The organism is Bacillus paralicheniformis (assembly GCF_002993925.1).
GTDB classification, from domain to species: Bacteria; Bacillota; Bacilli; order Bacillales; family Bacillaceae; genus Bacillus; species Bacillus paralicheniformis.
Genome location: NZ_CP023665.1, coordinates 1,411,750 through 1,424,149 on the forward strand (window position 1 = coordinate 1,411,750; position 12,400 = coordinate 1,424,149).

The window sequence follows — 12,400 nt, forward strand, 5'->3', positions numbered from 1 at the left end:
GATCGGTGCTGAGGCGTTTTCTGTTTACGAAAATGATCGAACCGTTTCCGACTCGATGATCATTTTCATAAACTCGGCAGCCGCCGGTGTTGCTTCTTCAAATGAGGGTGTAATCATGCCGACCTCGCGGATAATTTGAGGAGAGATGTCTTTTTTGATCAACCGATGGGATACGGAGGAAAGCGAAAAGTTAGAAATCAAGCCGATCCCCAAGTTGTTATTGACCATATTGACCAATGTTTCCGCGTTTTGCACAGTCAGATTTTCTTTTAATTCGAGGCGGTGTTTTTGAAAGATTTGAGATACCGCGACTTCGTGCCCGCCCTTGCAAAAGATCAATTCATTTTGATGTTTTTTCAGATCAATGAAAGGTGCGTCTTTTAAGTGATGATATTGCTCAGGGATGACGGCCGCCATCCGGTCTTGAAACAATACTTGACTTTCGAAACCGTCAAAGGGAGAGGCGACGATGCCTAAATCAACCAGGCGTGTTTCGACCCATTGCTTGATTTGGTCGGAGGTTCCTTCGACCAGCTCGATTTGTACGAGCGGATACTTTGACTTGAAGGAGGCGATAGCCTGCGGCAAAATATTCGCTGAGACGGCGGGGAACGAGCCAACTTTGACTTTCCCCCTGAGCAGATGATTTTCTTGATCGGCCACCTGGTATATTTTGTTTTCAATCACAATCATCTGTCTGGCCAGTACGGCGATTTCCATTCCCGCGTCAGTAAGCTTTAACTTGTTCTGTTTATCCCGAATCAACAATTTGACCCCGAGCGACGTTTCCATGGTTTTTATGGCTTTGCTCACGGCCGGCTGTGAAATATACAGCTCGTTGGCGGCTTCTGTCATATTTAGTGTCTCCGCGACTTTCACAAAGATGTGAAGGCTGTTCATGTTCATAACCAAATGGTTATACCTCCGATAATAAAAATGTATTTCAGTTATCATCCAATATAGCATATGCTGTACATGAAACAAAGAAGAAAGGTGACGGTTTATGTTTAAAGTACTGTTGGGGATCATCTCTGTAACACTTATTTGGGGGTATACCTGGGTGACGATGAAAATCGCAATCACTGACATTCCCCCTGTTTTATTTTCGGCACTGCGGCTGTTCATTGGAGCCGTTCCTTTGTTTGTAATTCTCTTGATCAAAGGAAGGAAGCGTTCAATAGGAAAGGAGAATATCAAGCATTATCTGGTGATGAGTTTATTGATGGGTTTAGGTTATATGGGGGTGTTAACTTACGGCATGCAGTTTGTCGATTCGGGAAAAACGTCTGTATTGGTGTATACCATGCCGATTTTTGTCACTGTCATCAGTCATTTTAAATTAAACGAGAAAATCAATGTGTATAAAATGCTCGGTTTATTTTCCGGGTTGATCGGTCTTTTGTTTATATTAGGAGGAGGGATTCTGCATGTTGATCAAAATGTCATATTTGGAGAGCTTTGTGTTTTAATCGCAGCGCTCAGCTGGGGCATCGCCAATGTATACAGCAAACTGAAATTTAAAGATACAGATATGATTCATATGAATGCATGGCAGCTTCTCACAGGGGCGGTGATGTTATTGATCTTCTCTTTTATACTGGAACCGTCCCGGCCGATTCACTGGTCAAATGAAGCGATCTTATCTCTTTTATTTAACGGTTTATTCTCTACGGCTTTGACGTTCGTCATTTGGTTTTGGATCCTGAATCAAATCGAAGCGTCAAAAGCATCGATGGCTTTAATGTTTGTTCCCGTATTAGGCCTTTTATTCGGCTGGCTGCAGCTGCATGAACCGGTCACAATCAGCATCCTGATCGGCGCCTTCATGATCTGCATCGGGATTTTTATGAATACTTATCAATTTAAAAAGGTGTAAAAAAAGGCAGAGGGTCTATATGGTATGATGAAATGGGAGGGAGATTTTATGAAAATCGAACACATCGCTATATGGACGAACAATTTAGAGGAAATGAAAGACTTTTATACCCGGTTTTTTCACGGAAAGGCGAATGAAAAATACGTCAATCCGAAAAAGCATTTCGAATCCTATTTCATTCAGTTTGAATCGGGAACACGGCTTGAGCTGATGAGACGTCCCGACCTTGCAAAAGGAGAGGAAAACGCTTCCGGCTATGCACATATGGCGTTTTCCTTAGGGTCGCGGCAAGAGGTTGACGAGATGACGAGCCGCTTTGAAAAGGAAGGATACCAGGTTGCCGGAAAGCCGCGCGTCACGGGTGACGGGTATTATGAAAGCGTCATCCTGGATCCTGACGGCAACATCGTTGAGCTGACCGTTTGACGGAAAAAAGCTAATGTCCGTTTTTAGACATTAGCTTTTTTCGTTTAGATGGCAGCATCGAGCTGATTGATTTTCCATTTGTTGTCTTCTTTCACAAACGTGATCTTTCTTTTCGCAGTCACTGATCCATCCAATGCCGGTACGGAAAATTCATAGGTGCGGGTATTGTTTTTTTGAGAAATCAGTTTGATTGTTGCTTTGTCCCATCCTAAGAGGTTGTCCCCATCGCCGACAGGAACGGCCATTTTTCCTTTATAAGACATAATGTTGTATTTTTCAAATCCTTTTTTAATGGCGTCTTTTGTGAAAACCGGTGCCAAGTAATCTGTTAACTTTGCTTTTGTGCTGAATTCACTGCACATATACGTATATGGAAGACCGCGGTATTCAAATGTTTTGGTTTGGCAAGTTGAGTTTTTCGCTTTTGGATTGTGGCCGCTCATCGTATTCCAAAAGTGCTCCCGTGCCTGCAAAGTCATTTGCATGACTTGTTTATTTGTTAAATTCCCTGATGTTTGGTTTTTCGCTGCGAGAGATGCTCCGGCAGGTAAGATGAGTAAAACAGCTAATAAACAAACGATTAACTTTTTCATGTTCCTCTCTCCTTAAATATATCTCTTATGTTACAAATGTTACAATAATTACAGATGGATTACAAGAGATTTGCGAGAAAAATTTTCCTCCGCTGTTTTCTAATATATGACGACATAAAAGCGACTGGGGTTATATGTTTAGGAAAATAAATTACGTCTATTGATTCGTTTTCCCGAATTTCTCTTCTCATAAACACAAAAGCCCCATGTTGAAAAAACATCTTATACTGAAAAAGAATTCCAGCTTGAACCAGCGTCAAGAGCAGGAAAGAGGACGTCTGAAACATAAAGGAATCATGTTGTTGAAAATCAGAATTTTACATAAAATCAAACTTTATCAGTAAAAAATCTGTAACGAAATTCGCATCAATCTGTCATAGCGGTGACATTTTGCTGTGTTACGATTTTCCCTGTTAGTTTCAAAAGGGCTAACAAGGGAGGATTTAACTTATGAAGAAGACAATCATGTCCTTGGCTGCAGCCGCAGCTATGTCGGCGACTGCATTCGGAGCGACTGCCTCAGCAAAAGAAATCGAAGTTCAAAAAGGAGACACGCTCTGGGGGATTTCTCAAAACTACGGAATGAACCTCAAGGACTTAAAAAAATGGAATCAGCTTTCATCAGATCTGATTTTACCGGGTCAAAAGCTGAACATTTCTTCTCAAGAAGAAAAATCTGAAGAAAAGCAGTACACCGTTCAGCCAGGGGACACGCTCTCAAAAATCGCAAAAGAGTTCGGTGTAACTGTAAGCGATCTTCAAAAACGGAACAATCTGAAGTCGGACCTGATTATTGCAGGGCAAACGATTGCGATAAATGGAGAAGCAGGAGAGGCTGCTGCTGCAGCGCCTGTGAAACAAGAGTCCGCGCAAAAACAAAACGATCAGCCTGTCAACGTGCAAAAGGAAATCACAGTGACAGCAACTGCGTATACGGCAAATGACGGGGGCATTTCAGGCATCACAAAAACGGGAGTCGACCTGAATGCGAACCGTGATGCAAAAGTCATCGCGGTTGATCCAAGCGTGATTCCGCTCGGTACGAAAGTATATGTGGAAGGCTACGGCGAAGCGACGGCTGAAGACACCGGAGGCGCCATTAAAGGCCATAAAATAGACGTATTTATTCCAGATAAAAAAGACGCTTTCAATTGGGGCGTCAAAACCGTAAAGGTCAAAATTTTAAACTAATATCAAAAAATGCAGGAGGCGCTTCATGCCTCCTGCATTTTTTTGATGGATCGATGTTTATGCTGGATGATGTTCCCCGCGACTGCTTTTCACAAAAACCGAAATCACAAGAGCAGCTGCTGCAAAGACGATGGCTACGAAATAAACCATATGAACGCCTTCTGTCATACCTTGCATGTGCAGCTCCTGACGGCTGGCTCCTGAAGAATGCGCGATAAAGCGATTCGAAACGGTCGTCAGAATTGTCGTGTACAATGCCGGACCGATGGCCCCTGACACTTGATTGACCGTATTCATAATCGCCGAGCCATGCGGGTACAGCGGTTTGGGCACCTGGTTTAAACCGAGCGTCATGATCGGAGCCATCGTTAACCCGACGCCGAGTGTGAAGCCGGCGTACAGCATCATTCCCGCCGCCATCGGCGTATCGCTTGAAATATTCGTAAACAGCGAAAGGACGGCAATCACAATGATCAACCCGGTGATCAACAGCGGTTTAAAGCCAAGCTTATCAAACAGGCGTCCTGCAACAAGAGATGTCATCGCCAGGACAAGGCCGCCCGGCAGCATAAGAATGCCTGTATAAAGCGGTGACAGCTCAAGCGCCATCTGGAAGTAAAGCGGCAAAATCAGCATCATCGAAAACTGTAGCATCATCACGATCCACATCAGGATAACCGAGACGGAAAATATTTTTGACTGAAACGGCCTCATATCAAGCATCGGCACTTTCAATTTGAGCTGGCGCATGACGAACAATATTAATCCGATGACACCGGCTGCCAGTCCGATGATCACTTTCGGACTGCTCCAGCCCGCAGCTTCCCCGGCGTTGCTGAAGCCGAAAACGATTCCGCCAAACCCGACAGTCGATAAAAGAATAGATAATATGTCAATTTTCGGATACGTCAGTTCGGTTACATTTTTCAGGCGGAACGCCGCATAAAAAATCATGAAAACCGATACTGGCAGCATCATGAAGAAAACAACGCGCCATGAATAATGCTCGACAATATAGCCTGAGATGACCGGACCGATCGCCGGGGCAAATAAAATAACGAGCGTTAGGATTCCGGTCATCGTTCCGCGTTTTTGCGGCGGAATCAAAGTCAATATCACATTCATCACAAGCGGCAGTATCAAACCTGTACCTGAGCCTTGGATGATCCGTCCGGCGAGAACGAGCGGGAAGACCGGAGCGATTCCGGCCAGAAAGGTTCCCGCCGTAAATAATGTCATCGCAGACAGAAACAACTGCCTTGTCGTAAAGCGCTGCATTAAAAACGCAGTAATCGGCACGGCGATGCCGATCATGAGCATATATCCGGTTGACAGCCACTGGGCCGTGTTCGCTGAAATGACGAAATCGTCGATGATCTTCGGCAAAGCCACATTCATGACCGTCTCATTAATCAGAGCGAGAAAATTTCCGACGATTAAAATGGCGATAATCATGAAGGAGCCTTTTTTAGCATGTTCCATTTGCATTTCCCACCCTTTATGATCGTTTTAGTAAAAAAGGAATTTGTTCGGCGGCTGCACTGAGGGGCCGACCGTTTTTTTTCGTCACTGAGAGCACATACGCACCCTCAATCATCGCCTGTATCGCGACGCTCAGCGTCTCGGCCGTTTCCGGCGCGTAGCCTGACTGGAGCAGTTTATCCTGATAGACAAGCTGCCAGTCTTGATAAACCTGTTCACAAGTTTGGCGGAGCCTTTCGCTGAACGACCACGTTTCTGAGGCGACGGATACGATCGGAATATCATCGTTTTCTTCCATGATGTATTCCTCGATTCCGTCAGCCATCATCTGGATATAAGATTGAAACGCCTTGACAGGATCAGCTTCTCGGCTGATCGCTGACAATATATACGCTTTGATTCTTTTCCCGGTTAATTGAATCGCCTCTTGCGCCAGTTCTTCTTTGCCGCCGGGAAAATAATAATAAAGCGATCCCCGCGGCGCTCCGCTTTCGGCTGTGATTTGGCTCAGACCTGTGGCATGGTAGCCTTGTTTGCGGAACAATCGTGAAGCTGCCCGCAATATTTTGTCGCGGCTGCTCATTTTTTCTGCCATCCTATCATTCCCTTATGATTTTATACTGATCGGTCTATATAATTTTAACGAAAAAAAAGACCTTTTTTGAAGGCCTATTTTAGAAAAAGGACGATTTGTCCATATTCGGTTCACCGGGAATCCGCTGAAGGCTTCAGAAAGCCGGCAAGCAGCGGCGCCACAGCGATCACTGCCAAGATCGACAAAAGGCTGTCAGATATGAGGTGAACAAAAGTGGAATTGATGGTATAGAGTGCGAGCACCGTTAAATAAACGGCCAAAAAAACGTAGCCGAAGATTTTCTTGCGGAACGGTTTTTTGAGTTGAATAAAAAGAAACATTCCGGCCATTAAAATGATAAACGTCACAGTTCTATTCTCCCTTCGCGAATGTTTCTCAATCCTCGTATGTCCGGTTTCTTTCTTTGTTGTCTTCAAATGCCAGCTGAATGACGAATAAAAACAGACAGGCGATGATTTCCACATCCAGCGGGATGGTGATGCTGTCCATCAATTCATCAGCGAGATGGATGGCAAGCCACGTAAAAAAACATTCGATCATAAAGGTCACGGCTTTATGACCGATCATAAAGCTCAAAATCTTTTCCGGGATTTCAAACAGCGCGCCGAGGCCAAAGGATAAAAGGATATACCAGAAGAGCGACCAGGGCGATTCGTATGTCACGCCGAAAATCGCGAAAAAGCCGGCAACGCCGAAATAATAAGACCCGAATAAGAGCGTAAACACAGTGAGGATCAACAGAAAGATCATAGTCACTGCGAACATGGTACCGAGAGTTTTTTTAATCATTAAACATTCATTCCTAATCATGCAGTGTATATTCATGATATCAGAAAAATATCCGGTTGTGAGTTATTAATGAGATTTTGGGGTTAAAGTTTGTGTGGAAGGGGGGGAGTGGAGAGAGCGTTCTGAAAAATTCCTAAGGTGTTTTTCGAGACCTAATTAATCGCCATATATCATATTTGGAGCGTTTTCATAAGGGCTGCAAAGAGGATAGGATCCCAAATGAAAAAGGCTGTCAGCCGGCAACCTTACTTTGTTAATCATATTTCGTATTTGCTTGTTCTAAAACCGACGTGTTTACTAGAAGAATTATTTTCGTGCCTTAGGTGATTTTCGATTTTGGTTCAATTGCTTTAATCTTTTAAATCTCATAAAGAGATTTTTATTTTCCTAGAGGGAACATATTTACAACCGCTGCGACTCCCGGTACACTACATAAAAACAGGACAGGCAGGTGCAAAAAATCAAGAGATGAAGCAGGCTTTAACTGACCAATACGGCAGCTTTACAGAGATGGCAGAAAATGAAATAGAAGGAACCGATTATTCGGTGGCTGCGCGGGATGCAGGGAGCGCACTGCTTGTGATGGCTCCCCACGGGGGCGGGATCGAACCGGGCATCAGTGAAATTGTCAGGGCTTTTGCAGCGGGTTCTTCGGTTTATTTATTGGAAGGATTGAAAAGGCGCGGCAATAAGAGTCTTCATGTGACAAGCGCCCATTTTGACTGCCCGCTTGCCGTGCGAATGGCTGCAGGACATCGATACATACTGGCGTTCCACGGATATGACGAGCCTTTCCGCCGGCATACGCTCATCGGGGGGACAGATCGAAGGCGCGCCTTGTTGTTTGCGGAGACATTGGAGAAGCACGGATTTTCTGCGGAGCTGGCGGCTGAAAGGGGATATCTTTCAGGTACAAACCCTGCAAGCATCAACAATCGCTGCCAAACAGGGTTAAGCGTGCAGTTTGAAATCAGCACTGCCCAGCGGAAGGCGATGTTTGAGCAATTCACATTAAAGGGCAGGCGAACGTCTCAAAATGAGGTGTTTTCCCGCTATGTCAAAGCTTTGAAGGCAGGAGCCCGCATCGCATATGGGCCGAGTGCAGCCGGGAGCTGAGCCGGCTGTTTTTTATTTTCTCAGCATATACGCCGGCCGGCTTTCTGCCGCGACCATTTTGCCGACGCCGTTTGCCGTTGTGTACGGGCGGCGGGTTTCCCGACGGTAGCGTGCAAGTTCGTCTTCTTCTTTAAGGCGAGCAGCATTCGCTGATTCGCTCTCTTGGGAAAGGCTCGCCATCCATGCCTCATGAAACTGGATCCCGGCTTGCCGTTTTTCAAAGAGCTCGATCCGTTTGACAGCGAACGATTCCGTGATTTTAAAGAGGTCGGCGATCATTTTAGCGGCTTGGCATCGCAGCTGGGGAAAATCCATTTTTAAAAGCATAAAAGTAGGGACGCAAAAATGGTACATAAATTGATTGGCCTGGAATTCCTGCAGCTCCCTGAACATCTGATTCATATAAAGCTGGTTTCCCGCGTGCTTTAATACGTGGCATAACTCATGGGCAAAATCCTCCCACTGCTTTTCCTTTGAAAGGCTGCTGTTGAGAATGATGCTGTACATGCCGTCATGCTTAATCATCATGCTGTTGACATTTTCATAGTGAATCCAAATGTTAAAATGAGCGGCTATGCGATTCATATCAATGTGGTGGGGTTCAAAAAAACCAAACTTTTGATACATATTTTTGACGTATTCTTCTAGGTGAGATAAGTAAAACTTCAATACGAGACACCCTTTCGAACAAATGTTCTGTTTTTAGCGGGAAAGAAAAGCCCGTCAAAGGGGCTGTCATGTTTTCATGCAGATCTATCATATACGATGAGCAGCCTCTTTAGCAAATCTTTCCCTTTTTTATCGTCTTAACTATTAAATCGGCGCTCATCAGGTAATGTTTAATAAAAATTCCTTTTTTATCCGTTTTGTTTATCTCCGGGCTTTCGTTTTTTCTCTTTTTCTTTTAAGTATTGAATGAACTCGATGGCCTGCTGTCTGCTTTCGGGGGAAAATTCCTGCATGTCTCGGTATGCAATTTGCAGATCCGGATCTGCGATTTCGTCTTCAATCGTTTTTTTCTTTTCCGTTCCTGTCAACAGATAGTCAATCGTCACTTTATAGTAATCGGCGAGTTTTTTTAATGTTTCATAGTCCGGCTCGCTTCTTCCGTTTTCGTAATGGGAGTAGCGGGCCCGCGATACACCGATCTGCTTTGCAACTTCTTCCTGTGTCCGTTTTCCTCTCAGGCTCTTCAGTCTGCCGCCTAACATAGAATGACCTCTCTTCCTCAATTCGGCATGTTTATCTCTATTATAGATACAAAATGTATCGAAATAAATATATGATAAAAAAAGTATCAAAAAAGTATTGATGATAAGAAGTGTATCATATATAATCAAATCATCAGATACGTATTGTATCAAAAACAGGGAGTGAGAACATGTGCGAAAACGGTTGATCGAAGAGCGTTGTAAGAGGGTATGGACCCAAAAGCAAGTGTCGGAAAGGCTTGGACTCTCCGAGGTTTATGTTCGCAAAATCGAAAGGGGAACACGCAATCCCGGCAGAGAAACGATGCTGAAATTCGAAACGCTTTACTCAGTTCCTGATCGATTGCTGTTTCCCGATCTTTTTCAGGTCTGTTTGGATACATATTGTATCAAAGGAACTCTGTATGAAAGAAGGCGATGTCATGAATCTTGAACATCCGATGGTCACACACATTCGAACGCACGGCTATCCAAAGGAAGCCGACAGAGAGCAAATGCGAAGACATGGCGGACCCGCCGGATATCCACAAGGAGGCAGAATGGGTAAAATTGTGATTTCCTACAGCTCAGACCGTTTTGATCAATGGCGGCTCGGCGAAGCCGGGGGATTCATCGCTTTTACGAAAGACGGAAAGCCTGTATTCCAATTCGATCGTAAAGGCCAATACGAACGGTATCTCAGACTGAACCGCAGAAGGCACAAGGAAGGGGGAAGATGAATGTCCCGTCCGCTCGATCAAAGCTATCCCTTTTCCGTTTACTCAGGGCTTTTAACACCTGTGCACTACGAGAAAATAGGCAATGCCATTTGGCTGTTTTTATGGTGCATCAGTTCAACAACTAAGGAAATCGAACGCGATGGGATGACATGGGGCATCGTGCTCGGCAACAAACCGCTGAAAGCCGCAGAATTGGCTCTTCAATTCGGCGTCAACGAAAAAACGGTTAGAAGATGGCTCGCTCTTCTCGAACGAAACGGCTACATTGCAGTCACAAGAGCGCCTTACGGAATGATTTTGTCAGTCAGACATTCAAAGAAATTTGCCTATGCCAGCCATGTCCGGTCAGGCAGTTCTGTTCGGACAGAAGAGACTGGCCGTGCGGACATCCTTGTCCAATCCAATAAAGATATCACACAAATCAACACAAAACATAATATGACTTCCATAAAAACAATAGCAGACCGATTTGCCGCCCTTAGGTCTTTGCAGGAAGGAAAGCCTGTCCATCCCTCGTCAAAAGACTACAAGGCCATCGCCCGGATTGTCGCCCGCGGAGTGTCTATTCCGCAAACAATCAAATGGCTTGAACAATGCTTTGAAGAGTATGAGGCGCGGCGCCGAAGCCGCAATGAAACGATCAAGGTCTTCAGCTACTGTGAAAAATATATAATCGGCCGGCTGGCTGAAGCGGAAGAGAAAACAACTGTCAGGAGGGAGAACAATGTCCAAAAGAACAATCGAAGAGATCATGGACGAACTGAGAAACAGGAGCCGTCTATCACAGGGGGACAAACCGGAAGAATCCGCCGCAAAACGGTATGACTGTCCGAAATGCAAAGATGAACTCGGATTTATCGAACGGCGCGGAACGATGGAAGTATGGGTATCATGCGCCTGCCGCGAATGGCGGAAAGCGCAAAAGCTGTTGAAATCGAGCGAAATCACCGAACAATTTAAAAACTTAAATTTTGCTCAGTTCAAGACGAAAGGAAAACACCAATCTGTAAAAGAGGCGTATGAATGCGCCGTTGAATATGTACAAGCTTACCGGGACATCCGGGAAAGCCGCAAAAACAGCATCGCGCTCTTGGGACGACCCGGTTCAGGGAAGACGCATTTGCTGACGGCCGCCGCCAATGAGCTGATGAGGAAGCATTTCGTACCCGTCCTTTATTTTCCTTTTGTCGAAGGATTCAACGATTTAAAACAGGATTTCTCATTGCTTGAGGATAAGCTGAACCGGATGAAGCGAGTCGAGGTGCTGTTTCTCGATGATCTGTTTAAGCCGGTGGGAGGCAGGCCGCGGGCGACGGAATGGCAGATCGAACAGACATATGCTGTCGTCAATTACAGGTATTTGAACCATAAGCCGATCATGCTGTCCAGCGAGCTAAGCGTTGAAGAAATTGTCAGCATAGACGAAGCGCTCGGAACGAGGCTGGTTGAAATGTGCCAGGACTTTCTCGTCGTCCTGAACGGGAGCTCTTTCGGCATCAATCATAGACTGGAGGGGATGGTTTGATGTGCCCGCTATGTAATGGGAGAAAATCAGTTCATCAGGACGCAAGGATCGGAACGATTTTCCGCGCTTGTCCAAACTGCCGTGCTGAAAGCGGTGATTTGACGGATGTAATCAAACATCTGGAAGCGCTGATTGCAAAAATGAAAACAAGGGTGAAACAAGGTGCTTAAATGTTTAAAAGCTATGATACTCATCATCTGGACAGCGGCAAAAAGAGACGCACAAATGAAACGATGGCACGAAGAAGACGGAAAGTGAGGAAGACAAACGTGAAGAACGAAAGTGCGACGTACAGCCCGTCACCATGGCGCGTTGTCAGAACAAATAGCGACCTGTACATTTATTCAGCTTACAGTAAAGCCGAAAAGAAACGGTTTCCTTATTCCAGCGGGCGGGTGATTGCCAAAGTCGCCGACTACAGCGCATATTCCAAGGAAAAAAATGCCAGCTTAATCGCCGCGGCTCCCGAACTTTTGACCGCAGCGAAGCTCACGCTTGCCTATTTGAAGCGAAAACGGCCCGCTCGCTCTAATTCAGTTGAGAATCAATTGATAAATATTTTAGAAAAAGTCGTCACAAACGCGGAATTTGAAGAGGAGGAAAATAGATGAACCATCCGGCAAAGATACAAGATATCCACGATACGACGGTTGCAAGCCGCCTTAAAAAAGGAAAGGTGACAGTGATCGTTCTTGATGGAATGAACGGCACAGCTTGGCAGGCCGAGGCGCCTGAACACGGTAAAACCGTCATTGAAACGAGAAAGGGAGACCTCGCAAGGGTCGAATTTGAAATCGGCTATAAGCTATAATTCTACAACTTGCATATTTGTCCAAGACGGAAAGCCTGCGGACGCTGATCAGATGCACATCTTACT

Annotated in this window: 19 protein-coding genes; 11 read left to right on the forward strand and 8 right to left on the reverse strand. The window is 45.2% G+C overall.

Annotated elements, in window-relative coordinates; translation table 11 throughout:
- Window positions 1-24 precede the first annotated feature (24 nt).
- Window positions 25-912, reverse strand: a complete 888-nt coding sequence (locus CP943_RS07215) for a LysR family transcriptional regulator (RefSeq protein ID WP_105980885.1) — start codon at window positions 910-912, stop codon at window positions 25-27.
- Between the two features lie 91 nt (window positions 913-1,003).
- Here CP943_RS07215 and CP943_RS07220 point away from each other — a divergent pair, with 91 nt between their 5' ends.
- Entirely contained in the window at window positions 1,004-1,876 is an 873-nt protein-coding gene (locus CP943_RS07220) for a DMT family transporter (RefSeq protein ID WP_023856700.1), read from the forward strand.
- 48 nt (window positions 1,877-1,924) lie between these two features.
- The gene (locus CP943_RS07225; protein ID WP_023856701.1) at window positions 1,925-2,302 is read left to right on the forward strand and encodes a VOC family protein; all 378 of its coding nucleotides are present in this window, start codon (window positions 1,925-1,927) and stop codon (window positions 2,300-2,302) included.
- A 44-nt stretch (window positions 2,303-2,346) separates the two neighbouring features.
- Here the strand turns inward: CP943_RS07225 and CP943_RS07230 are convergent, their stop codons facing one another.
- Window positions 2,347-2,895: an IseA DL-endopeptidase inhibitor family protein gene (locus CP943_RS07230; protein WP_023856702.1), complete on the reverse strand. Its 549-nt coding sequence runs from the start codon at window positions 2,893-2,895 to the stop codon at window positions 2,347-2,349.
- 450 nt (window positions 2,896-3,345) lie between these two features.
- Between CP943_RS07230 and CP943_RS07235 the strand changes: the two genes are divergently transcribed.
- Complete coding sequence (locus CP943_RS07235; protein WP_026579876.1) at window positions 3,346-4,086, forward strand: 3D domain-containing protein; 741 nt, start codon at window positions 3,346-3,348, stop codon at window positions 4,084-4,086.
- A gap of 57 nt (window positions 4,087-4,143) precedes the next feature.
- Here the strand turns inward: CP943_RS07235 and CP943_RS07240 are convergent, their stop codons facing one another.
- The 4 genes from CP943_RS07240 to CP943_RS07255 form a co-directional block, all read right to left on the reverse strand.
- Window positions 4,144-5,568 (reverse strand): DHA2 family efflux MFS transporter permease subunit, encoded by a 1,425-nt coding sequence (locus CP943_RS07240; protein ID WP_023856705.1) that lies wholly within the window; start codon window positions 5,566-5,568, stop codon window positions 4,144-4,146.
- Window positions 5,569-5,584: 16 nt separating this feature from the next.
- Entirely contained in the window at window positions 5,585-6,163 is a 579-nt protein-coding gene (locus tag CP943_RS07245; RefSeq protein WP_023856706.1) for a TetR/AcrR family transcriptional regulator, read from the reverse strand.
- Between the two features lie 110 nt (window positions 6,164-6,273).
- Window positions 6,274-6,510, reverse strand: coding sequence for a hypothetical protein (locus CP943_RS07250; RefSeq protein WP_048350210.1), 237 nt, complete (start codon window positions 6,508-6,510; stop codon window positions 6,274-6,276).
- Window positions 6,511-6,538: 28 nt separating this feature from the next.
- Window positions 6,539-6,952 (reverse strand): regulatory YrvL family protein, encoded by a 414-nt coding sequence (locus CP943_RS07255; RefSeq protein WP_020451002.1) that lies wholly within the window; start codon window positions 6,950-6,952, stop codon window positions 6,539-6,541.
- Between the two features lie 468 nt (window positions 6,953-7,420).
- Between CP943_RS07255 and CP943_RS07260 the strand changes: the two genes are divergently transcribed.
- A complete protein-coding gene (locus CP943_RS07260) occupies window positions 7,421-8,068 on the forward strand; it encodes a poly-gamma-glutamate hydrolase family protein (RefSeq protein ID WP_020451003.1) in 648 nt (215 codons plus the stop codon).
- A gap of 12 nt (window positions 8,069-8,080) precedes the next feature.
- Here the strand turns inward: CP943_RS07260 and CP943_RS07265 are convergent, their stop codons facing one another.
- Entirely contained in the window at window positions 8,081-8,737 is a 657-nt protein-coding gene (locus CP943_RS07265) for an ImmA/IrrE family metallo-endopeptidase (RefSeq protein WP_105980886.1), read from the reverse strand.
- 188 nt (window positions 8,738-8,925) lie between these two features.
- Entirely contained in the window at window positions 8,926-9,279 is a 354-nt protein-coding gene (xre, locus tag CP943_RS07270; RefSeq protein ID WP_020451005.1) for an HTH-type transcriptional regulator Xre, read from the reverse strand.
- Between the two features lie 226 nt (window positions 9,280-9,505).
- Between xre and CP943_RS07275 the strand changes: the two genes are divergently transcribed.
- The 7 genes from CP943_RS07275 (at window position 9,506) to CP943_RS07300 (ending at window position 12,334) form a co-directional block, all read left to right on the forward strand.
- Window positions 9,506-9,712 carry a helix-turn-helix domain-containing protein gene (locus CP943_RS07275; RefSeq protein WP_229129164.1) on the forward strand — a complete coding sequence of 69 codons (207 nt, stop codon included), beginning with the start codon at window positions 9,506-9,508 and terminating at the stop codon, window positions 9,710-9,712.
- Window positions 9,702-9,998, forward strand: a complete 297-nt coding sequence (locus CP943_RS07280; RefSeq protein ID WP_020451007.1) for a hypothetical protein — start codon at window positions 9,702-9,704, stop codon at window positions 9,996-9,998. Before CP943_RS07275 ends, CP943_RS07280 begins: the two co-directional genes overlap by 11 nt.
- Window positions 9,999-10,823: a helix-turn-helix domain-containing protein gene (locus tag CP943_RS07285; protein ID WP_105980887.1), complete on the forward strand. Its 825-nt coding sequence runs from the start codon at window positions 9,999-10,001 to the stop codon at window positions 10,821-10,823.
- The gene (locus CP943_RS07290; RefSeq protein ID WP_105980888.1) at window positions 10,723-11,523 is read left to right on the forward strand and encodes an ATP-binding protein; all 801 of its coding nucleotides are present in this window, start codon (window positions 10,723-10,725) and stop codon (window positions 11,521-11,523) included. The genes CP943_RS07285 and CP943_RS07290 overlap by 101 nt, the downstream gene beginning before the upstream one ends.
- On the forward strand, window positions 11,523-11,693 hold the full coding sequence (locus CP943_RS22415; protein ID WP_165395376.1) for a hypothetical protein: 171 nt from the start codon (window positions 11,523-11,525) through the stop codon (window positions 11,691-11,693). The genes CP943_RS07290 and CP943_RS22415 overlap by 1 nt, the downstream gene beginning before the upstream one ends.
- Before the next feature lie 99 nt (window positions 11,694-11,792).
- Window positions 11,793-12,134, forward strand: coding sequence for a hypothetical protein (locus tag CP943_RS07295; protein WP_105980889.1), 342 nt, complete (start codon window positions 11,793-11,795; stop codon window positions 12,132-12,134).
- Window positions 12,131-12,334 (forward strand): XtrA/YqaO family protein, encoded by a 204-nt coding sequence (locus CP943_RS07300; protein ID WP_020451011.1) that lies wholly within the window; start codon window positions 12,131-12,133, stop codon window positions 12,332-12,334. Before CP943_RS07295 ends, CP943_RS07300 begins: the two co-directional genes overlap by 4 nt.
- Window positions 12,335-12,400 lie beyond the last annotated feature (66 nt).